The 25,019-nt window shown below is 36.2% G+C and carries 22 protein-coding genes; 17 read left to right on the forward strand and 5 right to left on the reverse strand.

Going from position 1 to position 25,019, the window contains the following annotated elements; translation table 11 throughout:
- Positions 1-329 precede the first annotated feature (329 nt).
- The 8 genes from OL234_RS02155 to brnQ all read left to right on the forward strand — a co-directional run bounded on the left by OL234_RS02155 (position 330) and on the right by brnQ (position 9,849).
- Entirely contained in the window at positions 330-1,424 is a 1,095-nt protein-coding gene (locus OL234_RS02155) for a Glu/Leu/Phe/Val dehydrogenase dimerization domain-containing protein (RefSeq protein ID WP_275469535.1), read from the forward strand.
- A 146-nt stretch (positions 1,425-1,570) separates the two neighbouring features.
- Positions 1,571-2,401, forward strand: coding sequence for a phosphate acyltransferase (locus OL234_RS02160; RefSeq protein ID WP_275469536.1), 831 nt, complete (start codon positions 1,571-1,573; stop codon positions 2,399-2,401).
- Between the two features lie 24 nt (positions 2,402-2,425).
- Positions 2,426-3,487, forward strand: coding sequence for a butyrate kinase (buk, locus tag OL234_RS02165; RefSeq protein WP_275469537.1), 1,062 nt, complete (start codon positions 2,426-2,428; stop codon positions 3,485-3,487).
- Positions 3,488-3,503: 16 nt separating this feature from the next.
- On the forward strand, positions 3,504-4,928 hold the full coding sequence (gene lpdA, locus OL234_RS02170) for a dihydrolipoyl dehydrogenase (RefSeq protein ID WP_275469538.1): 1,425 nt from the start codon (positions 3,504-3,506) through the stop codon (positions 4,926-4,928).
- Positions 4,929-4,961: 33 nt separating this feature from the next.
- Complete coding sequence (locus OL234_RS02175) at positions 4,962-5,957, forward strand: thiamine pyrophosphate-dependent dehydrogenase E1 component subunit alpha (protein WP_275469539.1); 996 nt, start codon at positions 4,962-4,964, stop codon at positions 5,955-5,957.
- Positions 5,958-5,961: 4 nt separating this feature from the next.
- Positions 5,962-6,945, forward strand: a complete 984-nt coding sequence (locus OL234_RS02180) for an alpha-ketoacid dehydrogenase subunit beta (RefSeq protein ID WP_275469540.1) — start codon at positions 5,962-5,964, stop codon at positions 6,943-6,945.
- A 114-nt stretch (positions 6,946-7,059) separates the two neighbouring features.
- Entirely contained in the window at positions 7,060-8,343 is a 1,284-nt protein-coding gene (locus OL234_RS02185) for a dihydrolipoamide acetyltransferase family protein (RefSeq protein WP_275469541.1), read from the forward strand.
- A 129-nt stretch (positions 8,344-8,472) separates the two neighbouring features.
- On the forward strand, positions 8,473-9,849 hold the full coding sequence (gene brnQ / locus OL234_RS02190; protein WP_275469542.1) for a branched-chain amino acid transport system II carrier protein: 1,377 nt from the start codon (positions 8,473-8,475) through the stop codon (positions 9,847-9,849).
- Positions 9,850-9,882: 33 nt separating this feature from the next.
- Here brnQ and rnhC read toward each other — a convergent pair whose 3' ends face one another.
- Positions 9,883-10,806, reverse strand: coding sequence for a ribonuclease HIII (gene rnhC / locus OL234_RS02195; protein ID WP_275469543.1), 924 nt, complete (start codon positions 10,804-10,806; stop codon positions 9,883-9,885).
- 192 nt (positions 10,807-10,998) lie between these two features.
- On the opposite strand from rnhC, the gene zapA reads away from it, so the two are divergent.
- The 8 genes from zapA (at position 10,999) to OL234_RS02235 (ending at position 18,294) form a co-directional block, all read left to right on the forward strand.
- Entirely contained in the window at positions 10,999-11,523 is a 525-nt protein-coding gene (gene zapA, locus OL234_RS02200; protein WP_275469544.1) for a cell division protein ZapA, read from the forward strand.
- 20 nt (positions 11,524-11,543) lie between these two features.
- Positions 11,544-12,095, forward strand: a complete 552-nt coding sequence (locus OL234_RS02205) for a CvpA family protein (protein ID WP_275469545.1) — start codon at positions 11,544-11,546, stop codon at positions 12,093-12,095.
- 107 nt (positions 12,096-12,202) lie between these two features.
- Positions 12,203-14,572, forward strand: a complete 2,370-nt coding sequence (locus OL234_RS02210; RefSeq protein WP_275469546.1) for an endonuclease MutS2 — start codon at positions 12,203-12,205, stop codon at positions 14,570-14,572.
- A 109-nt stretch (positions 14,573-14,681) separates the two neighbouring features.
- The gene (gene trxA / locus OL234_RS02215) at positions 14,682-14,990 is read left to right on the forward strand and encodes a thioredoxin (RefSeq protein WP_275469547.1); all 309 of its coding nucleotides are present in this window, start codon (positions 14,682-14,684) and stop codon (positions 14,988-14,990) included.
- A 154-nt stretch (positions 14,991-15,144) separates the two neighbouring features.
- The gene (locus OL234_RS02220; protein ID WP_275469548.1) at positions 15,145-15,939 is read left to right on the forward strand and encodes a metal ABC transporter ATP-binding protein; all 795 of its coding nucleotides are present in this window, start codon (positions 15,145-15,147) and stop codon (positions 15,937-15,939) included.
- Complete coding sequence (locus tag OL234_RS02225; protein ID WP_275469549.1) at positions 15,936-16,787, forward strand: metal ABC transporter permease; 852 nt, start codon at positions 15,936-15,938, stop codon at positions 16,785-16,787. Before OL234_RS02220 ends, OL234_RS02225 begins: the two co-directional genes overlap by 4 nt.
- Positions 16,784-17,722 (forward strand): Mn/Fe ABC transporter substrate-binding lipoprotein EfaA, encoded by a 939-nt coding sequence (gene efaA, locus OL234_RS02230; protein ID WP_275469550.1) that lies wholly within the window; start codon positions 16,784-16,786, stop codon positions 17,720-17,722. The genes OL234_RS02225 and efaA overlap by 4 nt, the downstream gene beginning before the upstream one ends.
- Before the next feature lie 110 nt (positions 17,723-17,832).
- Positions 17,833-18,294 (forward strand): Dps family protein, encoded by a 462-nt coding sequence (locus OL234_RS02235; protein ID WP_275469551.1) that lies wholly within the window; start codon positions 17,833-17,835, stop codon positions 18,292-18,294.
- Positions 18,295-18,335: 41 nt separating this feature from the next.
- On the opposite strand, the gene OL234_RS02240 is transcribed toward OL234_RS02235, so the two are convergent.
- From OL234_RS02240 to proC, 4 genes are all read right to left on the reverse strand, one after another.
- Positions 18,336-19,163 carry a MetQ/NlpA family ABC transporter substrate-binding protein gene (locus OL234_RS02240; protein WP_275469552.1) on the reverse strand — a complete coding sequence of 276 codons (828 nt, stop codon included), beginning with the start codon at positions 19,161-19,163 and terminating at the stop codon, positions 18,336-18,338.
- 11 nt (positions 19,164-19,174) lie between these two features.
- Positions 19,175-19,852, reverse strand: a complete 678-nt coding sequence (locus tag OL234_RS02245) for a methionine ABC transporter permease (protein WP_275469553.1) — start codon at positions 19,850-19,852, stop codon at positions 19,175-19,177.
- Positions 19,849-20,586, reverse strand: coding sequence for a methionine ABC transporter ATP-binding protein (locus OL234_RS02250; RefSeq protein ID WP_275469554.1), 738 nt, complete (start codon positions 20,584-20,586; stop codon positions 19,849-19,851). The genes OL234_RS02245 and OL234_RS02250 overlap by 4 nt, the downstream gene beginning before the upstream one ends.
- A gap of 790 nt (positions 20,587-21,376) precedes the next feature.
- Positions 21,377-22,186, reverse strand: a complete 810-nt coding sequence (proC, locus tag OL234_RS02255; RefSeq protein WP_275469555.1) for a pyrroline-5-carboxylate reductase — start codon at positions 22,184-22,186, stop codon at positions 21,377-21,379.
- Positions 22,187-22,407: 221 nt separating this feature from the next.
- On the opposite strand from proC, the gene mprF reads away from it, so the two are divergent.
- Positions 22,408-25,017, forward strand: coding sequence for a bifunctional lysylphosphatidylglycerol flippase/synthetase MprF (gene mprF, locus OL234_RS02260; RefSeq protein WP_275469556.1), 2,610 nt, complete (start codon positions 22,408-22,410; stop codon positions 25,015-25,017).
- Positions 25,018-25,019: the final 2 nt, after the last annotated feature.

Below are 25,019 nucleotides of genomic sequence, written 5' to 3' on the forward strand. Positions count from 1 at the left end.
AGTAAATTTCACTAATGTATGCGCTTGCATAAATGAATAAGTTGTTTATAAATAAAACGACACTTTTTAAGTTATTAGGTGTCATTTTATGTTTTTTTATATAACGTTATATGTGTTTCATTTTGCTAATACTTATATATGTCTAATAAGTAACTTTCCATTTTAACCTAACGCCTATCTAATTAAATGTTAATTAACTTAAGATTAAAATTTACTGTAAATTAATATAAAAAAATTTAATCTATGATAATTTAGAGACAAGGAAATGTTGAAAGCGTTTTCTTTTGCGGAGTCAAAATTTAATAGATAGTTAAGAGGAGGAAGTTTTTATGTTATTTGAAGAAATGATTAGTAAAGATTATGAGCAAGTGGTTTTTTGTCACGATAAGAGTTCAGGGTTAAAAGCAATTATTGCCATTCATGATACAACGCTAGGACCTGCCCTAGGTGGTTGTCGTATGTGGCCATATGAGACTGAAGAAGAAGCATTGACAGATGTACTAAGACTTTCAAGAGGAATGACATATAAAAACGCTGCAGCTGGTTTAAATATCGGCGGTGCTAAAACTGTTATTATTGGAGACCCTAAAAAAGATAAAAGTGAAGCGATGTTCCGAGCTTTAGGTCGTTATATTGAAGGCTTAAATGGTCGTTATATTATCGCAGAAGACGTGAATACAACTGTACAAGATATGAACTATATGTATGAAGAAACAAACTATGTAACAGGTAGTACCAGCTCAGCTAATGGCTCTGGTAATCCAAGTCCTAAAACAGCTTTAGGTGTCTATTATGCGATGAAACGTACAGCCAAAGAAGTATTTGGCTCAGATTCGTTAAAAGGTAAGACTATTTCTGTTCAAGGTGTTGGAAATGTGTCATACAGTTTATGTGAAATGTTACATGAAGAAGGTGCTAATTTAATCGTGACAGATATCTTCCAAGAGTCAATTGATCGTGCGGTTAATAACCTAGGCGCAACTGCTGTTGGACCAGATGAAATTTATGGCGTTGATGCAGATATTTTTGCACCATGTGCCTTAGGTGGCATTTTAAATGATGAGACTATTCCACAATTAAAAGTTAAAGCAGTTTGTGGTAGCTCAAATAATCAATTATTAGACATCGATAAACATGGCAAAATGATTGAGGAAGCGGGCATCGTTTATGCTCCAGATTACATTGCTAATTCAGGTGGCGTAATCAACGTAGCAGAAGAACTTACAGGCTATAACGAAGCTAAAGCGGATGAAAAAATTAAAGAAGTCTATACACAAATCGGTAAAGTGTTTGAAATTGCTAAACGTGAGAAGATAACTACAGCAGCAGCTGCTGATCATTTAGCAGAAGAAAGAATCAATGACATGATGAATGTTCGTAGTAGTTTTTTACAAACAGAAAAATCATTGATTACGAAACGTTAAATTAGTAATCAAAATTAAGAGTAAGAGAGTTGGCTTGTTTAAAACTTTTGACAAATGAAAAGAACTATCTTCATCAAGTCTCCCAATACTTTTGGGGATAGTTCTTTTATATATAAGAAATAAAATGTGTTAGTGAGGTGTTAAGTATGACTGAATTAGCAACCGTAGCAGTGGCAGGGGCAACTCAAAGTATGATTGAGCATGTCATAGTACCTGCAGTGAAAGCAAAAATGTGTCGTTTTATTTTGTTTAGTTCTGACGCTTTATCCTGTGAGAGTCAAGAAGTTGAATGTCGTCAAAGTAGCAATCCAGAAAGTGTTGTAAGTGACACGGTTCAGGCAATTGTTAATAAGGAAGCGTCTGTTTTAATGAAAGGATCTATTCATACCTCAGCTATTTTAAGAGAAGTATTGAAAAAAGAAAATGGGTTACGAAAAGAAAAAGTGTTATCACAAGTATCTGTTATCACTTTGGATGATTCTGGACGTCAATTTATTATGACCGATCCGGCTCTTAACATTCAGCCAGATGTTAGTCAAAAAATTGCGATTACTAAAAACGCGATTGAGGTTGCGCATAAACTTGGGATTACCCAACCAAAGGCAGCGATTCTCAGTTCAGTAGAAGAAGTTAATCCTAAGATGCCATCCTCAGTTGAAGCAGCGGAAGTTGCTAAGTATTTTGAGAAAAATCCCTTAGAGGCAACTGTAGAAGGGCCAATTTCAATGGATATTGCCACAGATAAGTCAGCAGCGATGATTAAAAATTATCAAGGGGCAATTAAAGGGGATGCTGATATTTTAGTAGTGCCAGGAATTGATGCAGGCAACTTGTTATATAAAGCCTTTACTCATTTTATTCCATCAACTGTTAGTGGGGCGATTGTTGGTGCAGCAGTGCCGGTCGCATTATCTTCACGGAGTGATAATGCCGCAACCAAATTAGCGTCATTAAAGTTAGCAATTCAAAGTAGGTAGTAGTGAAAAGAACGGAGGACCATAATGGCTTTTGAAACATTAGTAATTAATCCAGGCTCAACTTCTACAAAAGTAGCAGTCTATGGTGGCCAAGATCAACTTTTTCAAGATGAAATTAGTCATTCAGTTTCAGAATTAAAGCAATACGATACCATTATTGATCAGTTTAATTATCGTTTAGAGGCAATTTTATCATGCTTAGAAACACACCATTATCCGCTAGAGAACCTAGCTGCCGTAGTTGGCCGAGGAGGGTTACTACGTCCAATAGAAAGTGGCACATATCTTGTCACAGAAGCGTTAAAAAATGATTTAAGAGTAGGTGTATCAGGTCAACATGCCTCAAATTTAGGCGGTTTAATCGCAGATGATATTGCCAAAAGGCAAGGTCTGTCTGCATATATTGTGGACCCGGTAGTAGTCGATGAATTACAGGATACGGCACGTTACTCTGGATCTAAAGACTTTGAAAGAAAAAGCATATTTCATGCTTTAAATCATAAAGCGGTGGGAAGGATTGCCGCAAAAGGCTTACGTAAAGAGTATCAGGATGCCAATTTTGTGATTGCCCATTTAGGTGGGGGAGTCTCTGTTGGGGCCCATGCTCTAGGTAAAGTAATTGATGTTAACAATGCCTTAGATGGTGAGGGACCATTTAGCCCAGAACGGTCGGGCAATCTCCCTCTTTGGGAATTTACACGTAAAATGCAAGAAGTCCCAGCCTCTGAGGTCTATAGTCAGATTGTTGGGAAAGGTGGCCTTGTTTCTTATTTAGGAACGAATGATTTAAGAGAAGTCCAAAGAATGATGGATGAGGGAAATGAAGTAGCCAGTCAAGTGTTTGAAGCCATGGCTTACCAAATCGCTAAGGAAATCGGGGCTTATGCAACTGTGCTAAAAGGTCAAGTTGACGGTATTGTTTTAACAGGTGGACTGGCAAGAAGTCCTTTATTTATCGAAAAAATTCAACAATATATTGATTGGATTGCACCAATTATCGTAGTACCAGGAGAAGATGAGATGGGCGCTTTAAACGAAGGAGCTCAGCGTGTATTAGATGGTACTGAGGAAGCAAAACATTATTAAATAGGAGGGAACTAGTGTGGCTCAAGAATATGATGTAGTAGTTCTAGGAGGCGGAACTGGTGGCTATGTAGCAGCTATCCAAGCTGCTAAAAAAGGTAAAACAGTTGCGGTAGTCGAAAAATCAAAAATAGGTGGGACCTGTCTACATAGAGGATGTATCCCAAGTAAAGCCTTACTTCGTTCGGCTGAAGTGTATCAAACAGTCAAAAAAGCAGCCGAGTTTGGTGTGGAAGTTGAAGGCAAGGCCGGCATTAATTTCTTGAAAGCACAAGAGCGCAAACAAGAAATTATTAATCAATTAGAAACAGGGATTCACCAACTTTTCAAAAAAGGCAAGATTGATTTGTATGAGGGAACAGGGACCATCTTAGGTCCGTCTATCTTTTCGCCAACAGCCGGAACAGTTTCCGTAACATTTAATGATGGTTCTGAGAATGAAATGTTGATTCCAAAAAGTTTAATTATTTCAACTGGTTCACGTCCACGCCCCTTACCAAATTTACCTTTTGATGAGGAGACGGTCTATTCGTCGGATGGCGCTTTAGCCATGGAAAAATTACCTAAATCAATTGTGATTGTTGGTGGTGGTGTGATTGGGATGGAATGGGCATCACTTTTAAGTGATTTTGGTGTAGAGGTAACCGTTTTGGAGTTTGCTGATCGAATTATTGCCATGGAAGACAAAGAGATTTCAAAAGAATTAACGCGTCTTTATAAGAACAAAGTTAATATTGTGACAAGTGCTGAAGTCTTGCCTGATAGTTATAAAAAAGAGAAACAAGGTATGACGATTGAGGCAATGGTCAAAGGCGAGAAGCAAAGTTTTGCCGCTGAAAAAATGTTAGTTTCAGTTGGGCGTCAAGCCAATATTGAAAATATAGGGTTGGAAAACACTGATATTAAAACTGAAAAAGGGTTTATTAAAGTAAATGACAACTTCCAAACAAAAGAAAGTCATATTTTTGCTATAGGAGACTGTATTCCAACCTTACAATTAGCTCATGTTGCCATGCATGAAGCAACTCTAGCAGTGAACGTTATTGCAGGTGAAACTATCGAGCCACTTAATTATACTTTAGTTCCTCGCTGTATCTACACAGCGCCAGAAATCGCTTGTGTTGGTATGACAGAGGATCAGGCAAAAGAAGCAGGTCATAAAGTGAAAAAAGGCAAATTTGTGTTTAAAGGAATCGGTAAGGCATTAGTCTTTGGTGAGTCAGAAGGATTTGTCAAAGTGATTGCAGATAAAGAAACAGATGATTTATTAGGGGTTGCCATGATTGGCCCTCATGTTACAGATATGATTAGTGAAGCTGCGTTGGCACAAGTTTTAGATGCAACGCCATGGGAGATTGGAGAAACAATTCATCCCCATCCAACACTATCAGAAGCCTTAGCAGAGGCGTCATTAGCAGTAGACAATAATCAGATTCACGGCTAATTAGTCGGAATCACAAATTCAGGAGGGAAAGAGATGTCTTTAAAAGCGACAGGATTATCAAAAGAAGAGTTACAAACTATTTATAAAACGGCTCTACTAACAAGAAGATTAGATGAGCGTATCTGGTTGTTAAACCGTTCAGGTAAAATTCCATTTCATATCTCAGGACAAGGCCAAGAAATTGCCCAAGTTGGAGCAGCGTATGCGTTTAACTTAGATAAAGATTATTGTTTACCGTATTATCGTGATTTAGCAGTAGTCTTATCATTTGGTATGACGGCTAAAGATATTATGTTATCTGTTTTTGCTAAAGCCGAAGATCCCAATTCAGGTGGACGTCAAATGCCGTCGCACTACGGTCAAAAGAAAAATAGAATCGTGACACAAAGTTCACCTGTTACAACACAATTTCCACATGCAGCAGGAATTGGTTTAGCGATTAAGATGGATAAAGATGATGCCGTTGCTTATGCTTCAGTTGGTGAAGGCTCATCAAACCAAGGTGACTTCCATGAAGGAATTAACTTTGCAAGTGTCCATAAATTACCAGTTGTTTATGTGATTCACAATAATGGATACGCTATCAGTGTTCCGGCTGATAAACAATTTGCCGCTAAAAAATTGTCAGATCGTGCGATTGGTTATGGTATGCCTGGCGTTCAAGTTGATGGTCATAACTTTGCTGAAGTTTACCTGGCATTTAAAGAAGCAACTGAGCGTGCTAAAAAAGGTGAAGGTCCAACTTTAATTGAAACAATTTCTTACCGTTTCACACCACACTCATCAGATGATGACGATCGTGCCTACCGTTCACGTGACGAAGTCACTGAAGCAAAAGAAAAAGATCCAATCGAACTTTTCAAAACAGAATTAATTAAAGAAAAATTCATGACAGAAGCTGATGTTAAGAAGATGGAAGATGATATTCTTAAAGAAATCAATGAAGCAACTGAGTATGCTGAAAATGCACCATACGCTGAACCTGAATCAGCTTTAAAATATGTTTACGAAAATAGTGGGGAGGAATAATTTCATGGCAATCATTTCATATATTGACGCGATTAAGATGGCTCTACGAGAAGAGATGGAAAGAGATGACAAAGTTTTTGTATTAGGTGAAGACGTAGGTAAAAAAGGTGGCGTATTTAAAGCCACAGAAGGCCTATATGATCAATTTGGAGAAGATCGCGTATTAGATACTCCTTTAGCAGAATCAGCAATCGCTGGTGTGGGGATTGGAGCAGCTATGTATGGCTACCGTCCAATTGCAGAAATGCAATTTGCTGATTTTATCATGCCAGCTGTTAATCAAATTATTTCAGAGGCTTCACGTATTCGTTACCGTTCTAATAATGATTGGACCTGTCCAATGGTTATTCGTGCTCCTTTTGGTGGGGGTGTTCATGGTGGATTGTATCACTCACAATCAGTTGAAAAAGTTTTCTTTGGCCAACCAGGGTTAAAAATTGTAGTACCGTCAAATCCATATGATGCTAAAGGCTTATTAAAAGCAGCTATTCGTGATAATGATCCAGTGATGTTCTTTGAACATAAACGCGCTTATCGTTTATTGAAAGAAGAAGTACCAGAGACTGATTATATCGTTCCAATTGGCGAAGCAAATGTCGTTCGTGAAGGGTCTGATATTACGGTGATTACTTATGGACTAGCTGTTCAATTTGCTAAAGAAGCAGCAGAAAATTTAGCTAAAGAGGGGATTGAGGCTCATATCTTAGATTTGAGAACTATTTATCCTTTAGATAAAGAAAGTATCATTGAAGCCGCTAAGAAGACAGGTAAAGTCTTACTTGTGACCGAAGATAATTTAGAAGGTAGTATCATTGGTGAGGTGAGTGCGATTATTTCTGAAAACTGTCTGTTTGATTTAGATGCCCCAATTGCAAGACTAGCAGGACCGGATATACCAGCAATGGCCTTTGCACCGACCATGGAAAAATATTTCATGATTGATTCGGATAAAGTTGAAGAGTCAATGCGTGAATTAGCTGAGTATTAATGAGTCGTTAAATTAAAAAATAAGAGCTAGCTTATTTTGTTCGATGCTGATATGAGATAGGGCTGATTGAGCTAGCTGATTAGTTTGAGAATCTTAATGAAGGAGTGAATGGTAGTGACACTTGAAAATATAACAATGCCAAAACTAGGTGAGAGTGTAACAGAAGGTAGTATTAGCTCTTGGTTAGTTAAACCTGGTCAAAAAGTTGAAAAATATGAGGCTATTGCTGAAGTATTGACAGATAAGGTTGTCGCAGAAATCCCCTCATCATTTACAGGGGTCATCAAAGAAATCATTGCAGAAGAAGATGAGGCAATCGAAGTAGGTGGTTTAATCTGTACAATTGAAACAGAAGGAGGCGGCGGTTCAACTGAAACTAAAGAAGAACCGAAAACAGAAAGTGCCCCACCAAAACCTGAAAAACCAGCTAAAGCGCCAGTTGCCAAACAGGCAACAGGAGCGCCACGCTATTCACCAGCTGTATTACGAATGGCAGGAGAACATGGTCTTGACTTGGAGCAAATCACTGGAACTGGTTCAGGTGGTCGGATTACCCGTAAAGATGTTTTAGCTTATATTGAAGAAGGCGCACCTGTCACAAAAGCCGAAACAGCGCCAGTTGTTGAAGCAACACATAACGTTCAAGCAAGCGCATCACCAGCAGAACAACCTAAAGCTTCAGTGCCGGCGGCTGGCAGCAATGATGTTGAAATTCCAGTAAGCGGCGTGCGTAAAGCCATTGCCAAACATATGGTAGAAAGTAAGCACGAAATTCCACATGCTTGGATGATGAACGAAGTGGATGCGACTAACTTAGTGAACTATCGTGACAGTATTAAAGAAAACTTTAAAAAAGAAGAAGGCTTCAACCTTACTTATTTCGCGTTCTTTGTTAAAGCTGTTGCACAAGCCCTGAAGAAATACCCATTATTAAATAGCACATGGGCAGATGATAAGATTATCCAACATAAAGATATTAATATTTCGATTGCGATTGCTGCCAATGATGTTTTATTTGTCCCAGTTATTAAAAATGCTGATGAAAAATCAATCAAAGGGATTGCCAGAGAAATTAGTGAATTAGCTGGCAAAGCAAAAGCTGGAAAATTATCACCAGCAGATATGGCTGGCGGTACATTTACAGTCAACAGCACAGGCTCATTTGGTTCTGTTCAATCAATGGGAATTATCAACCACCCACAAGCGGGTATTTTGCAAGTTGAAGCGATTGTCAAACGACCAGTTGTATTAGATAGCATGATTGCTGTCCGTGATATGGTAAATCTATGTTTATCAATTGATCATCGTGTACTAGATGGTTACATGGCAGGCTCATTCTTAAAAGAAGTTAAAGCTAATGTTGAAAAAATAACAAAAGATAACACGTCAATTTATTAATTTGAAATATTAGATAGAGAAAGAGGGAAATTTCCTCTTTCTTTTTTTTCTAAAATAACGTAAACTGCTAATATCTATTTTGTAATAGACACGAAATGATTGTTTAGTCAATCTTAGGGGGAATTTTATATGTCAAATGTATCGAAAAAAATACCAACTTCTTATGTGTTTGTATTAGGTCTCATGTTGTTCGCCATGTATTTCGGAGCAGGTAATTTGATTTTTCCAGCCATTATCGGACAAAAAGCAGGAACAAATGTTGTCACGTCAATGCTTGGTTTCTTTTTAACGGGGGTGGGGTTACCGTTACTTAGTTTTCTAACCTTGGTACATACAGGAAAAGATAACATTCAAGATTTGGCTAGTCGTGTAACACCATGGTTTGGTGTCACGTTTGCTGTTATCTTATACTTAGCAATTGGCCCTTTTTTTGCAATTCCACGTGCCGGAACTGTTGCGTTTGAAATTGGAATCAAACCTTTTAGTGGGGCGTTAGGTGAATCTAGTACGTTATTCATTTTTTCGGTTATCTTCTTTGGGATTGCTTGCTTGATGTCGGTTTTTCCAGGTAAAGTCGTCGATATCGTCGGTAAATATTTGACACCATTAAAAATTGGTTTGATTGCGGTTTTAATCATAGCAGCTGTTTCAGCTCCTATGGGACCCATCCAAGGGCCAAGTAAGGAATTTATTGAAACACCATTTATCAATGGGTTTAAAGAAGGTTATTTAACCCTTGATGCCATGGCATCATTTGCTTTTGGGATTATTATTATTGATGCTGTTAGAGTAAAAGGGGCAACAGCTAAAAAAGATATTATGTCAGCTTCATTAAAGGCGATTTTAATTGCAGCCACGTTGTTAGTAGTGATGTATTCAGCTTTAGCCTATATGAGTGCAACAAGTGTGACTAAAATTGGAATGCAGACAAATGGTGGGGAAGTCCTAGCTAAAGTATCTAACTATTACTTTGGAACATATGGTAATATTTTATTAGGCTTCATGATTTCAGTTGCGTGTATGACAACCTGTGTAGGCTTATTGTCCTCATGTTCATCATACTTTAACCGCTTATATCCAAAAATTAGTTATCAAAAATATGTAATCCTATTTTCTGTATTTAGTTTGCTTGTTTCAAACCTAGGGTTAACAGGTCTTATCAAATTTTCAGAACCCATCTTAAATACAATTTATCCATTAGCAATTTGTTTAGTATTCTTATTATTAATGGACAAATTCTTTAAAGGGCATCGCCGTGTTTATCAAATGGTCATTTTGTTTGCTTTTGTGATTAGTCTATTTGATGGGTTGAAAACAGCTAACATTGAAGTTCCAGGAATCTCAGCAGCGTTAGAAAATTATCTACCTTTGTATACAACTGGTCTAGGTTGGGTGATTCCCGCTATTATTGGTTGTCTCGTTGGGTTGGTTTGGGCAAAATTTGAACCTGATCCAGTATCAGCTAAACGTGTATCTGAGGAGCATCCTACAACACAAACAAACTAAAAAAATCCCCAGACATTTTCGTCTGGGGTATTTTTATAATTTTTTTTGAGCTTTTTGGGTATTAGCAAAGTGTAGTTTGGCATACTCACCTAAGAGAGGTAGTCCACCGCGTTTTAAGATTTTAGCAGCGACCAAATCAGACTTACTGCCGGCTCCTGAAGGGATAGTCATCCCTAATTCTTTAGTGGCCTCATCCAGGGCATCTAAAAAACTAGCACGACAGATAATTGAAGAGGCGGCTACCGCTAAATGATGATGCTCTCCTTTGGTTGCAAAATATAAATTATCAGTGACTTGATTTTTTTCTTGTGCCAGATATTTACGATAGTTACTTTCTGGCGTAAACTGATCGATTAAAATACCTTCTGGTTTTATGGGACTAAGATCTGCTAACAAAAGAGCAATCGCTTGGTTGTGTAGGGCAACTTTCATCCGATTAACATTGTAATCTGGTTGGATTTGATTATATTTTTTAGGTGTGACAACTAATTCTTTATAGGGAATGACCAATTTAATATCTTTAGCTATTGCCCTAATCTGTGTATCGTTGAGTTCTTTTGAGTCTCGAACTCCTAGCTCTTTTAATAAGGCATGTTGGGACTTTTCAACGTAAGAGGCACAGACCACGACGGGTCCAAAGTAACTCCCATTTCCAACCTCATCACTGCCGACTGCTGACCACTGTGCAAAGTTTTTTGGTAATTGATTAGCAGCGGGTTCTTTTTTCTTAGAAGTAGTACTTGGACTAGCATCTTTTTGCCATTTTTGGGCTTCTGAAACCGCTTGGGCTCCTTGGAACATTATTTTACCTGAGTTGTAAGCCGTAATGGTTGTCCCGTTTATTTTTGCTGAAAATTTAGCATAGGGAGGCGTTTTGCCTAAAAGGTTTGCTTGGTAATGCTCTTTAATCTGACTCATGATGGTGTCTGTTACTTTTATAACGCAAGAATTTGCCATAGAAAAGACCTCCAGTATATTTTTAATTAAGAATAGTTTAACATAGAACTAACTCCATTAGAGAATATTGATTAACATTTGTAAATTGAAATAAACTACTTTATAATAGAAATGATTTAGTCAAGTGGATATAGGGGTTTTGTACGATAAGTTATGAGTGGTTAAAAGTGCTAAATAGTAAGGAGTAAAGACATGACAGAAAATAAAAATCGTTATAAAGTGAAAATTGGCGATAAAACATATACTATTATCGGTAAAGAGAGCAAATATCACATGGATATTGTGACAGAAGTTGCCAACGAACAATTAACACAAATTATGTCACTATCACCTAATATTGATTTAGAGCAAGCTTCCGTTTTATTAGCAATCAATGCGGTGTCAGATCAATTAAACAAAGAAGAAAAAGCGATCATTATGGAAAAAGAGCTAAAAGAATTACGTGAAAAAGTTAAGCGTGTGGCAGAATTAGAGTCGCGCTTGAAACGATATGATGAGATGGAGCGAGATGCCAAAAAGACCTTGGTCTCAAGCGGTAAGATTACCGAAGCGATGTCACCTAGTGAAGTGCAACGTTTGAAGAATCAACAAGTTATTGAAAAAATACAAAAAAATGCAGATAAAGCAGACAAATTGGATAAAGAAGAGTCTAAAGAAACTGAAGAGACTGGTAAAAAAGTAAAAAAAGTGACTAAGAAATCTAAAACAAAGTCATAGAAAGAATAGGTTGAAAGAGTATGTTAACAATAGTCTTAATGTTTATTTTAGCTATCGCTTTTTATACAGGAGCCCGTCGTGGTTTGGTACTTCAAGTCGTATTAACAGTCGGGTATTTAATCACGCTTGTAGAGGCTAAAAAATATTACTTAGTATTAGCTAAAAAAATCGAGTTATTAATTCCTTACCCCTCGCCTACAGTTGAGAGTCGGTTAGTTTTTTTTAAGGGAGAAACATTATTTAAACTAGATGAAGCCTTTTATGCCGGTGTCGCTTTTCTGATGATTTTATTTGTTGGTTGGTTAGTGACTCGTTTTATTGGGATATTATGCCACAAGTTGACCTTTTTCCCGTTGATTAAAGAGTTGAACCTTATAGGTGGAGGTATATTAGGATTTTCTGTTGTTTATGTGGGAATCTTTTTTATCTTAATTGTTTTAACAATGGTTCCACTGGACTTGATTCAAAACCTATTTAGGGAAAGTGGTTTTGCTCGATTTATTGTAGAGAAAACACCTTATTTTTCAACTAAAGCAGTTGAATGGTTAGTAGCAGCAGTTTCTAACTCATAATAGTCAAAAAGCTGGGCGGTTGACGTTCAGCTTTTTATTAAATAATTAAGCTGGTAAGCCAGCAATTTGCCCAATTAGGGGAAATTTAAGCAAATGGAAGTGACAAAATGAATCAAAAAATATTACAAACCTTAGAGTTTGCCAAGATAAAACAGTTATTACAAGAACAAGTTGTTACCAGTATGGGACAAGAAGAAATTACAAAATTAACACCAATTAGTGAGGCAGAAGTCTTAAACAATTGGTTGGCTGAAACAGAAGATGGTTTAAAAGTTTTACGTTTACGAGGTGGGATTCCCATGCCAAAATTGGAAAATATCCGCCCGCATATGAAAAGGATAGAGATCGATGCTAATCTAAATGGTTTGGAACTTGCTCAGGTAGGGCGTGTCTTACAGACAACCTCTGAATTAACCCGTTTCTTTGATGATTTAAAAGATGCCGAAATCGAATTATCGCGTCTTTATTGGTGGGCAGATCAACTTGTTACCATTCCTAGTTTGTCACAACGTATTCGTGAATCGGTTGAAGAAGATGGTCGTATCACAGATGAGGCATCACCAGAATTAAAAACAATTCGTTCGCAAATTCGTCGTAGTGAGCAAACAATTCGTGAACAATTAGATGGTTTAATCCGTGGGAAAAATGCAAAATATTTAAGTGATGCTTTAGTAACGATGCGTAACGACCGTTATGTTATTCCCGTAAAGCATGAATATCGAAGTGTTTTTGGTGGGGTTGTTCATGACCAAAGTTCATCAGGTCAGACATTATTTATTGAACCTAAACAAGTCGTCGAGTTAAATAATAAATTACGTCAACAACAAATTGCTGAACGTCAAGAAATTGAACGTATATTGGCTGAGTTATCTGCTGAGTTAGCGCCTTATCGCTTAGATATCTTGCAAAATGCTTATTTATTAGGGAAACTAGATTTTATTGCGGCTAAAGCTTCTTTTGGTAAGCAGCTAAAAGGAGTTGTACCAAGTATTAGTGAAGAAAATCATGTTGTATTAAAAGGAGCAAGACACCCACTCATTGATGCGGACAAAGTAGTTGCTAATGATATCCGTTTAGGGGAAGACTACCAAGCTATATTGATTACCGGCCCCAATACGGGTGGGAAAACAATCACTCTTAAAACTTTAGGGTTGTTACAATTAATGGGTCAATCTGGTTTACCTGTTATGGCAGAAGAAGGTAGTCAGATTGGGTTATTTACAGAATTATTCGCGGATATTGGAGATGAACAATCAATTGAGCAGAGCTTGAGTACCTTCTCCTCTCATATGACAAATATTGTAGATATTATGTCAAAAGTGGATGAGCAAAGTTTAGTTCTTTTTGATGAATTGGGTGCAGGGACTGATCCTCAAGAAGGAGCAGCCCTAGCAATTTCCATTTTAGATCATGTTGGTGCTAAGGGTGCCTACGTGATGGCGACAACACATTATCCTGAGTTAAAGGTTTATGGTTATAATCGTTCTGGTACCATCAATGCTAGTATGGAGTTTGATGTTGATACCTTAAGCCCAACTTATAAATTGTTAATTGGTGTACCTGGTCGAAGCAATGCCTTTGAAATATCCAAACGTCTAGGCTTAGATGAGACAGTTATTGAGGAAGCTAAACAAATTATTGATGGTGAAAGTCAAGATTTAAATGATATGATTGCAGACTTAGAAAATCGTCGTAAGATGGCAGAAACCGAATATCATGAGGTCAGACATCATGTAGATGAAGCTGAAAGATTACATCGAGAGTTAGAAAATGCCTATGGTTACTTCTTTGAAGAGCAAGAAAAAGAATTGGCAAAAGCTAAACAAGAAGCCAATGCTTTGGTAAAAGAGGCAGAGGAAGAGGCTGAAAAAATCATTGCAGATATCCGGAAAAAGCAATTATTAAGTGGCCAACAAGGTGGCGTTAAAGAACATGAATTGATTGATGCCAAGAGTAAGATGACTCGTTTGTATCACGAAGAAACGCAATTGAAAAAAAATAAAGTCTTGCAAAAAGCTAAAGAACAAAAACAATTCAAATCTGGTGACGATGTCAAAGTCGAGTCTTTTGGGCAACGTGGAACTTTACTTAAAAAAATGGGTGAGGGTCAATGGCAAGTTCAAATGGGAATTTTGAAAATGGTCATAGACGAAGATGATTTAACTTTATTAAAACCCGAAAAAGTTGAACCCAAACGAATGATCTCTACTGTTAAAAGTAGTGGCGCAAGTCGAGTTACTAATCAATTAGATTTACGAGGCAAACGTTATGAAGATGCTCTAGCTGAGGTTGATCGTTATTTAGATGCAGCTATTTTAGCGGGACATAGTCAAGTGACCATTGTTCATGGTAAAGGAACAGGGGTTTTACGAAAAGCTATTGCTAATTATTTGAAAAATCATCGTAATGTTCAAAGTTATGAACTAGCTCCAGCTAATCAAGGTGGAAGTGGCGCTACGATTGTTCAATTTAAGTAAGACTTAGTAAGAGATACTTGTGATGGAAACTAATTATTAGTGAAATAATTTTACCTCTGTTATAATACTAATTGTAAAGAACATAGACGTATTATTAGGAGGAAATATAATGGTTAAACATGTAACTGACAGTAATTTCGTAGAAGAAACAAATGAAGGCGTAACATTAGTTGATTTTTGGGCACCGTGGTGTGGTCCTTGTCGTATACAAGGTCCAATTATAGATGAGATGGCAGAAGAAATGACAGATGTCACATTTGCAAAAATGGATGTTGATGAGAATCCGGCAACAGCTACACAATTCGGGATTCAAAGTATTCCAACCTTATTAATTAAAAAAGATGGTGAAGTTGTCGAAACATTGATGGGTGTTCATCGTAAAGAGCAATTGGCAACTGTTTTAAATAAGTACCTTTAATATCAAAAAAACAAGCCTTAGTGAGCGTAGATCTTACTAAGGCTTGTTTTTTTATTTGCAATAATTATGTTTTATTTGACTATTAGCCTACTTTGATGGTAAGGTTAAACCTAAAGTTAGGCGTACCTAAAAAGATTATTAAGAGGTGTTAGAAATGGAAAGAGTTGTTTATATGAGTGATGTACATGCTACATCTAGAGATAAAAGTAAGGCAATCGCAGTAGAAGATTTAACGGTTAGTTATCAAGGGAAAACAGCATTATCTGATATTAACTTGATGATTCAACCGGGGGCTATCACTGGTATTATTGGACCAAATGGAGCAGGTAAGTCGACCTTATTAAAAGGAATGATGGGTTTAATTAAAACTGATTCGGGAAAAGTCTCGATTGGCAATCAAGAGCTACAAAAACGCCAACGAGATATTGCTTACGTGGAACAACGGAGTGAGATTGACTTGAATTTTCCAATTACTGTTGAAGAAGTGGTTTTATTAGGGAGTTATCCTAAGTTAGGGCTCTTTAAGAGACCTAAAGAAAAAGAGAAGGAGCTTGTGACAGAATGTTTGAAACTTGTTAAAATGGTAGAATTTCGTACACGTCAAATAGGTGAACTTTCAGGTGGGCAACTTCAGCGGGTTTTCATCGCGCGTGCGTTAGCACAAGAAGCGGACATTATTTTTTTAGATGAGCCGTTTGTCGGAATTGATATGAGTAGTGAACAAGTAATTATTGATATTTTGAAACAGTTAAAAGCGCAAGGAAAAACAATTTTGATTGTTCATCACGATTTGCATAAGGTAACTGATTATTTTGACGATGTCATTATTCTGAAAAAACAATTGATCGCTTATGGACCTGTTGAGCATATCTTTACAAGTGAAACGTTAGAAAAGGCTTATGGCCAAACTTTAGGAGCTATTCAAATTAAAGGAGTTGATGGAGAATGATTAGCAATTTTATTGATGGATTAATTCAATATGAATTTTTACAAAATGCCTTAATTACCTGTTTGATTGTCGGATTGGTTTCAGGGATCATAGGATGCTTTATTGTATTGAGAGGAATGTCGTTAATGGGTGACGCTATTTCTCATGCAGTGTTACCAGGCGTGGCGATGTCTTATATGCTAGGTGTTAATTATATTATCGGTGCGTCACTTTTCGGAATCGCCTCAGCTGGTTTGATTGGACTTGTTACTCAGAAAAGTAAGTTGAAAAATGATACAGCAATAGGCATTGTGTTTAGCTCGTTCTTTGCCTTAGGAGTTATTATGATAAGCTTCGCTCAAAGTTCTACTGATTTATATCATATTCTTTTTGGAAATGTTTTAGCAGTAAGACAGAGCGATATTATTATGACAGGTGTTGTAGCAATTGTTGTTTTATTAGGAATCTTGTTATTTTATAAGGAATTATTAGTGAGCTCTTTTGATCCAACAATGGCTAAAGCTTACGGTTTAAATACGCAATTAATTCATTATGCTTTAATGTTTGGTTTGACGCTTGTTGCAGTAACAGCTTTACAAACAATTGGGACTATTTTGGTAGTAGCGTTATTAGTAACCCCCGCTGCAACTGCTTTTTTATTAACAAATAAATTGAAGCATATGATTTTTCTATCTGCGTTTATCAGTATAGTCAGTTCAGTTATTGGGTTATTCTTTAGTTATAGTTACAATTTAGCTTCAGGAGCAGCAATTGTATTAACAGCAGTAGTCTTTTTTATAGCTGCCTTTTTATTTTCACCGAAGCAAGGAATTATAATCAAGCGTAGAGAGGAAGTTTTAATAAAATGAAACACTTTAAATTAGTACTTATTAGTTTACTAGCAGTGGGTATTTTGGGAGGCTGTGCTCAGTCTAACCAAAAGGATCAAGCTAAGGAGGATCAGGAATTAAAAATTGTTGCAACCAATTCAATTCTCGCTGATATGGTTGAAACCGTGGGACAGGAACATGTCAAGGTTCATAGTATCGTTCCTGTAGGAACTGATCCTCACGAATATGAACCATTGCCAGAAGATATAGCCAAGGCTACTGAATCTGATATTATTTTTTACAACGGCTTAAATCTTGAAACTGGTGGCAATGGCTGGTTTTTAAAATTAATGGAAACAAGTCATAAAGAACCTGAAAAAGATTATTTTGCAACGAGTAAAGGGGTTGATCCTATCTATTTGACAAGTAAAGGACAGGAAAGTGATCAAGATCCCCATGCTTGGTTATCTCTTGAAAATGGACAACATTATGTAAAAAATATTACCAAAACTTTGATTGAAAAAGATCCGAAACATGAAGCAAGTTACAAAAAAAATAGTGAAAACTATTTAAAAAAGTTAGAAGAATTAGATATTAAAGGTAAAAAAGAGATGGCAAAAATTCCAAAAGAGCAAGCATTATTAGTAACAAGTGAAGGTGCCTTTAAATATTTTTCAAAAGCTTATGGTTTAGAAGCAGCCTATATTTGGGAAATCAACACTGATGATCAGGGAACACCGGATCAAATGTCCATAATTATTGATAAGATACGTGAATCCCATGTTCCCTCAGTCTTTGTAGAAACCAGTGTGGATCCACGTAGCATGGAAAGTGTCTCAAGAGAAACCAACGTTCCTATTTATGAGAAAATTTTTACAGATTCTTTAGCTAAAAAAGGAGAAGTTGGCGATACTTATTATGATATGATGGTATATAATTTAGACACAATTTCTAAAGGATTAACTAAAAAATAAATTATTATAGTTATTTAATTAGAATAATTCTAATCTAGGTAGTTATTAATTGCATATTTTGATAAAAAGATTTACCATAGTGTTATAGAGAAAAAGGGAGGAATTTATTTATGAGTTATGAAAAAACACAAGGCATTTTAAACCAATTAGTTGCAGATTTGAGTCAGTTTTCAACAGTCATCCATCAAGCACACTGGTATATGCGTGGTGCAGAATTCCTAAACCTACATCCAAAAATGGATGAATACATGGATGGTATTAATGAACAGTTGGATGAAGTAGCAGAACGTTTAATCACGATTGGTGGTGCGCCATATTCAACATTAAAAGAATTTGCTGACAATACTAAAATTGAAGATAAACCCGCTAGTTATGATACACCAATGACAGAGCGTTTAGAAACATTAGTCGCAGGTTATCGCTATTTAGTGTCTGTCTATGCTGCAGGGATTGACGTAGCTGGTGAAGAAGGCGACAATGTAACCGAAGATCTATTTATTGACTTTAAAGGCCAAACAGAAAAAATTATCTGGATGTTGACAGCAACATTAGGACAAAAACCAGGTATTTAATAAAAAAAAAACTAGGAGATTTTCTCCTAGTTTTTTTTTGTCTAAAAGGCAGGTACTAAAGTATCGCTATGTTCTTTTTCTAAGAAATTTTTAACAGCAGGGCTAGTCATCGCTTTTTTGAGAGCAACAATTTTTTTACTTTTTTTATTATCTTCTCTGGCGACTAAGGAAATAGCAAAGCGCTCATCTATATTTTTTTCACTGATAAGAGCATCCTTGGGACTTAAACCAATTTTGGCAATGTAGGTAGGATAATCATAAACCATAGCCACATCTTTTTCGTAATAAGCTTCAGCTAAATTAAGAAGATCAATCGATAACCATTCTAATTTTTTAGGATTGTCAATGATATCTTTAAGCGTGCCATCAAAACCGACACCGTCTTTTAATTTGATCAATCCGGCATCTGCTAAGATAGCTAAAGCTCGCCCTTCATTAGAAACATCACTTGGTAAGGCAACTTTTGCACCTTCTGGAATATCTTCGATAGTCTTGGCATCTTTAGCATAAAAGCCAACTTTAGCATTATATATTTTTTGTATGGCAACAAGGTTACCTTTCTTTTCACTATTATATTTCATCATAAAAGGTTCATGCTGAGCAAAGTTTGCATCAATTTCTTTGTTATTTAGCAATTCATTGTATTGAATATTATCATTGACTTGGACTAATTCTAACTCATAGCCCTCTTTTTTTAGTTCTTTCCCAGCGATTTCCACCACATCAGTCATTGGGGTCATGTGTGAGGCAACTTTAATAATCTCCGGTTTTTTAGGGGTCTCTTTTGTTTCTGAAACATTTTTTCCACAGGCTACAGTTAAGGTAGTTAAACCAACTAAAATCGCTGCTAATAGTAATTTTTTCTTCATTTTTCACACTCCTAATTTTTTCGTTTATCTATTTTTTTTGCTAAGGTTGTTCCTACAAATTGGCAAAACATTACAAAAAGAATCATAATAATAATTGTTGTATACATAATATCGTACTCATACCGTTGATAGCCGTAGCGAATCGCAAAATCACCAATACCGCCCCCACCAATCATTCCCATGACAGTTGAATAAGATACCATACTGATCATAACGGAGGTAAAACTCAAAACTAGTCCAGATCGTGCTTCAACTAATAAAAAATAACGGACAAATTGCCAAGTGCTACTTCCTAAACTTTCAGCTAATTCGTAAACAGTTAAAGGAACATCTAACAAGACCTGTTCAACTAGACGGCTATATAAGGCAATAGCTACTAGACTTAACGGAAACGAGGCAGGATAAGTACCAAAAGCTGAACCTAGTAGCAATCTTGTTAAAGGAATCAGGGCGATCACAAATAATAAAAAAGGAAAGGAGCGCACGATATTGATGTAACTATTAATCAAGGTGACGCGCCGTTTATTTTGATAGGTCCCAGGTAATTGTGCTAAGTATAAAATGACACCTAACGGTAGCCCAATTAACAAAGCAGCTAACATTGCAATTGTCAGCATAATGCTTGTTTGTGTAATAGCTGTAGTAATTTCTGGAGCGTAATAGTTTAGACGTTCAACGTAGTGGCTCATGATTGCAACCTCGCTAAAGCTTGTTGATAATAGGTTCTATCTCCAATAGTTTTATCAAGTGAGGGCTTTATTTTAATAGTATCTAATAACTTGCCGTGATCCAAAATAGCAACTCGTTGACAGAGTGATTTCACTACATCTAATTCATGACTGACAAAAATAATAGTGGTACCAAAACTTTGGTGGATATTTTTTAGTAATTGGATAATTTCTTGACTATGCGTTTCATCTAAAGCTGATGTCGGTTCATCGCATAATAAAACAGCTGGCTCTAAAATAAGTGATCGGGCAATGGCCACTCGCTGTTTTTCCCCACCACTCAATTCATTAGGATAGTGATTGGCTTTATCCTTTAAATTGACGAAAGTTAATAAATTATCAACTTTTTCCTCTGATTTGTTATGTTGCAAGGTTAAAGGTAGGGAAATATTTTGACGGACAGTTTGATTTTCTAAAAGATTGAAATGTTGAAAAATCATGCCAATTTCTTGACGATGTTTCCTTAATGCCGTTCGATTTAACTTATTAAGATCTCGGTCATTAACGATGATAGTGCCAGTGTCAGGAAATTCTAAGCCATTGATTAGGCGCAATAAAGTTGATTTACCTGAACCACTTTGACCAACAATGCCAACTATTTCTTCTTTATGAATGGATAAGGATAGATTTTTTAAAGCATGTGACTGGCTGCCTTGACTGACAAATGATTTTGAAATATCAGTTAATGTAATCATTGTTGTATAGTGATAACCTCCTTGTAAATAAAATAATGACTAAAGTAAGTCTAGCTGTTTGCTATCAAACAACCTCATTGTCATTGATAGAAGGAATAAGAGCAACTTAAGTTGCTTAACCAGTGAGAGATAGAAAATATTGGACGTTTTATGTAGTGGAAAATAAGAGAGTCTTTTAGCAGTCTCTCAGAGGGAAGAACTTGTAAAATTAGCTTAGTTAACAGGCTTATTTTAAAATTGTTGAGATATTACGTTGACCAAAAAAGAAAATGAACATAAAGACATTTTTGTTTTTATGTAATTAGACTAATTTAGTATTGCTCAATCATAATCCTTTTGAGGAGCTGACTATGTAGTAAAAAAAGGAAGGGTTACTTAGCTGATAATTATGAGAGTATGCTGTATCGACTAGTAGTTTGAAGTAGTATCTGTTTAATTCTTGTAGTTTTTTTTAAAGAAACTAAAAAATAATCATCAGTTAGACGTTAATTATTTTTGATGGTTAAGCTGTTTTAAGTATAAAAATAAACACCATAGAGGAAGGGGTGTTTATAAACGGTAAGGCATATTATTAGTGAGTGGTAACTATTTTTATAAATGAGGTAGTGTATGAGTCCTTGTTAGAAAATCAGTCAGTTTTTGACAGATCTTTTAATTCTTGTGTAAGAAGAAAGAGGAGGTGATGTTGGTTACGTCTTCTTCTTCTTTTAACTGATACCTTAAGTTAAAAAGGCAACCAATTAGTTTGGCTGCCTTTTTAATAACAAATTTAATAGCTGGATTTCATTTTTTAATTACTTAATTCTTGATCGCGTTTAATGGTAGCATCTAAGCCTTTGATGACAGTAGACATAAACCCTTCATCTTCTAAAGTCACCAAACCGGCCACGGTTGTACCACCAGGTGAGCAGACCTTATCAATCAAATCCCATGGTGTTTCAACTGATTGTAACAGTAGTTCGGCACTACCTAAGACGGCCTCAGCTGCTACTTTAGTTGCCAATTCTTTTGGCAGACCATTTTTTACCCCAGCTCGTGACATGGCATCAATATAAAGATAAGTATAGGCAGGGGAACAGCCGGCTAGCGAAGTGAAATTTCTAAAATCTTTTTCTTCGATAATATAAGCAGAGCCAACCGCTCTAAATAAATCAGCAACCGTTTCTACTTCAGCTGCAGAGACAGATTCGCTTGAACAGATTGCTGAAACACTTCGCCCAATCGTCACATTCATATTTGGCATGACACGCACTAATTTTGCCTTAAGATCACTTTTTATATTTTCTTGAAGTTGTCCTAGAGTTAGGCCAGCGGCAATTGAAATAATAAGTGGCTTTTTTTTAGCAAGTAAACTATCTAGTTCTTTTAGGATAGTCGGGATGTGATGCGGTTTGACAGCTAACACTACAATGTCAACTAAAGCAAGTAATTCTGCATTTGATTTGACACCAATCACACCTAATTCCTTAGCTTTGGCTAGGCTACGCTGGCTAGTTGAGGCAGTGATAAGAATATCTTTTGCTAGTACTTTTTCATTTTTTAACAACCCTTTAATAATCCCTGTTGCCATATTTCCAGAACCAATAAATCCAATTTTCATGAGACAACCCTCTTTCCTCTTTTATTATGTGACTAATGATACTCTTTCTTTAAATCAAGCGCAATGATTTGACTGAGAATAGTGGAAATATCAGATAGAATAGGCTAACATAGAAAACGTATATATAACTGATGACTAACGATTGATCCGGGGCTATTATTTAAAAAACTAGCCTGAATTTTCAAAATGTAAAAAAGTTTAAGTGTAGAAAGAGTGGTTGTGTGAAAGAGACAATAAAACATCTTGGAGGCTGGCTTAAAAAATATAGTAGTTTATTAAAAATTCTATTTTTATTTTCAGTGCTCTTATTTGTGATTAATCAAATGACAGGTATTTTACAAGGAATGACCTGGCACGAGTTAAAAGAAATATTATTGGCACAGCGTAAACGGACCTTATTGCTTATGACCTTAGTTGGACTGGTTGGTGTTCTGCCTATGATGATGTACGATTGGGTGACCGTTGAAATTTTAGAAGAACAAGGAAAGCCCCATTTGCCAAGAAAGTATTTATTACTATCAGCTTGGACAACGAATACTATCAATAATTTAGCTGGTTTTGGGGGGGTTATTGGGGCAACCTTACGAGCTAGATTTTATGGCGCAGGTATCGAGACTAAAAAGGTAGTAGGGACTGTTTCGAAGGTTGCTATCTTTATGTTGTCTGGTTTATCCTTATTATGTTTGATTAGTTTAGTAGATATTTTTTTAATTCGTGGGACAAATCCCTACCGTAGTTATTGGATTTGGTTACTGGGAGGGAGTTTATTTGCACCAAGTTTGGCTATTTTTATTAAGTTAAATCATGACCGTTTGTTTAAAGAATTTCCAGTCAAGCGTGTCCTTAAACTATATCTTGGCTCGCTTGGACAGTGGACAGGGGCGTTAGTGACGTTCCTAACTGTAGGGCAGTTACTAGGCGTATCTGTCTCATCTTACGAGGTTTATCCATTGTTTGTTGTTGCCACCTTTATCGGAATGATTTCAATGGTACCAGGAGGGATGGGGACTTTTGATGTTTTGATGATTATGGGGCTTGGAGAGGTAGGAATTGCAAAAGAACTAGCGGTTGCATGGTTGCTATACTATCGTATTTTTTATTATATAGTCCCTTTTTTAACGGGTCTCTATGCTTTTATTCACCAAACTGGGGCAAAAGTTAATGAGTTTTTTGATGATCTTCCAAAATTAGTGGCACAAAAAGTAGCTCATTTTATTTTAGTTGGAATGGTCTATTTTGCAGGTATCATGATGATTTTGTTATCGATGGTTCCTAATTTATCCAATATAAGTTGGCTTGTTCAAAAATTATTGCCATTTTCTTTTAATTTTTTGGATCAAACCCTAAATATGTTAATTGGTTTTTTATTATTAGGTTTAGCCAGAGGCGTTGCTAATCGTGTTAAAAAAGCTTACTTACCGACGGTATTTGTCTTAATATTTTGTATTATGAATACCATTTCACGAACTTTTTCATGGAAGTTATTAATTTTTTATGCCTTATTAATAGGTTGTTTATATCTAGCACGCCATGAATTTTATCGAAGTCAATTGGTTTTTAGCTGGGAGTCGATCTTGTGTGATGGCATCTTGTACGGCAGCTTATTTATCTTGTATTCTGTTGTGGGGTATTATTCAATTGATCGGATCAATCATGGACCAACACCGGCAAAATTTTTATTATTTCCTTCAGAAGATGTTTGGCTTCAAGGTTTTTTAGGGATTTTACTCGCAGCAGCAACCTTAGTTTTATTATATGACTACTTAAGTAATACCGAGCGTCCGGGAATTTATTTTGATGAGCAACGGGTCAGAAAGATGTTGGCTAATTATCCTGGTACAGATTATAGTCAATTAATCTTTTTAAAAGATAAGCGTAATAATTTTTATCAAGTAAATGAGCAAGATAAAGTGATGTTTACTTTTGAAATAAAGGGAAGTAAAGTTTTTGTCTTGGGAGATCCAGTTGGCGATGTTAGTTATTTTGAAGAAGCGACCTTAGCTTTTATTACAAAAGTTGATCGCAGCGGTTATCAAGTAATTTTTTATGGTGTTACCGATACCTATGCGTTAGTGTTACATGATATTGGTTTTGATTTTATCAAATTAGGTGAGACGGGAAGTCTGTTACTAAGTGAGGTAGAGTTAGAAGAAATTGACTTACTACTACCGGTCGAGGAATCGCTCTGTGCATCAGAAAGAGAGTTAAGTTTTTCTTGGTTGCAGCCCCCATATTCTTTGGAGATTTTAGAAAAACTGGAGGAGGTTTCAAATGATTGGTTGAATAATCATCCAGAACAATATTTTTCTCAGAGTCGTTTTGCTAGAACTTACCTAAATCAAGCACCTTTAGGAGTGGCTTATGATCAAGAGGGTGAGATGCTAGGCTTTATTTCAACTCGTTACATAGCCAATCATCAAACCTTATCCTATGATATGATTCGTTATGTTGAGCAAGCACCAGATTATATTGGCTTATATTTGGTAGACAGTCTGATTAACTCTTGTCAAACTCATAATATTGAGCGTTTGGATATTGGTTTGGCTCCCTTGTCTAATGTGGGAGAAGCGCCAAGCGCCTTTTTGAAAGAACGTTTATTCAATATCGTGTATAAATATAGTAAGCCTGCTCATGGGTTTAAAGCAATTCGTTTATTCAAAGAAAATATCGCAACAAATTGGGAGCCTAGATATTTGTCGTATCAAAAAGAAACAAACAGCTTCTTTTTATTAATTCAGCTTTATTTATTAGTCGTTAGAGGGCACCGTTTATCTCCAATGGATATGGTCTTTTTTGACAAAGAGACAACTAAAGAACACAAGCATATCTAGTC

Source organism: Vagococcus intermedius, assembly GCF_029144185.1.
GTDB classification, from domain to species: Bacteria; Bacillota; Bacilli; order Lactobacillales; family Vagococcaceae; genus Vagococcus_D; species Vagococcus_D intermedius.

Coding starts and splice junctions, on each gene's coding strand:
- OL234_RS02155 (WP_275469535.1), top strand. CDS start 330: ATGTTATTTGAAGAAATGATTAGTAAAGATTATGAGCAAGTGGTTTTT.
- OL234_RS02160 (WP_275469536.1), top strand. CDS start 1,571: ATGACTGAATTAGCAACCGTAGCAGTGGCAGGGGCAACTCAAAGTATG.
- buk (WP_275469537.1), top strand. CDS start 2,426: ATGGCTTTTGAAACATTAGTAATTAATCCAGGCTCAACTTCTACAAAA.
- OL234_RS02175 (WP_275469539.1), top strand. CDS start 4,962: ATGTCTTTAAAAGCGACAGGATTATCAAAAGAAGAGTTACAAACTATT.
- OL234_RS02180 (WP_275469540.1), top strand. CDS start 5,962: ATGGCAATCATTTCATATATTGACGCGATTAAGATGGCTCTACGAGAA.
- brnQ (WP_275469542.1), top strand. CDS start 8,473: ATGTCAAATGTATCGAAAAAAATACCAACTTCTTATGTGTTTGTATTA.
- rnhC (WP_275469543.1), bottom strand. CDS start 10,806: ATGGCAAATTCTTGCGTTATAAAAGTAACAGACACCATCATGAGTCAG.
- zapA (WP_275469544.1), top strand. CDS start 10,999: ATGACAGAAAATAAAAATCGTTATAAAGTGAAAATTGGCGATAAAACA.
- OL234_RS02205 (WP_275469545.1), top strand. CDS start 11,544: ATGTTAACAATAGTCTTAATGTTTATTTTAGCTATCGCTTTTTATACA.
- OL234_RS02210 (WP_275469546.1), top strand. CDS start 12,203: ATGAATCAAAAAATATTACAAACCTTAGAGTTTGCCAAGATAAAACAG.
- trxA (WP_275469547.1), top strand. CDS start 14,682: ATGGTTAAACATGTAACTGACAGTAATTTCGTAGAAGAAACAAATGAA.
- OL234_RS02220 (WP_275469548.1), top strand. CDS start 15,145: ATGGAAAGAGTTGTTTATATGAGTGATGTACATGCTACATCTAGAGAT.
- OL234_RS02225 (WP_275469549.1), top strand. CDS start 15,936: ATGATTAGCAATTTTATTGATGGATTAATTCAATATGAATTTTTACAA.
- efaA (WP_275469550.1), top strand. CDS start 16,784: ATGAAACACTTTAAATTAGTACTTATTAGTTTACTAGCAGTGGGTATT.
- OL234_RS02235 (WP_275469551.1), top strand. CDS start 17,833: ATGAGTTATGAAAAAACACAAGGCATTTTAAACCAATTAGTTGCAGAT.
- OL234_RS02240 (WP_275469552.1), bottom strand. CDS start 19,163: ATGAAGAAAAAATTACTATTAGCAGCGATTTTAGTTGGTTTAACTACC.
- OL234_RS02245 (WP_275469553.1), bottom strand. CDS start 19,852: ATGAGCCACTACGTTGAACGTCTAAACTATTACGCTCCAGAAATTACT.
- OL234_RS02250 (WP_275469554.1), bottom strand. CDS start 20,586: ATGATTACATTAACTGATATTTCAAAATCATTTGTCAGTCAAGGCAGC.
- proC (WP_275469555.1), bottom strand. CDS start 22,186: ATGAAAATTGGATTTATTGGTTCTGGAAATATGGCAACAGGGATTATT.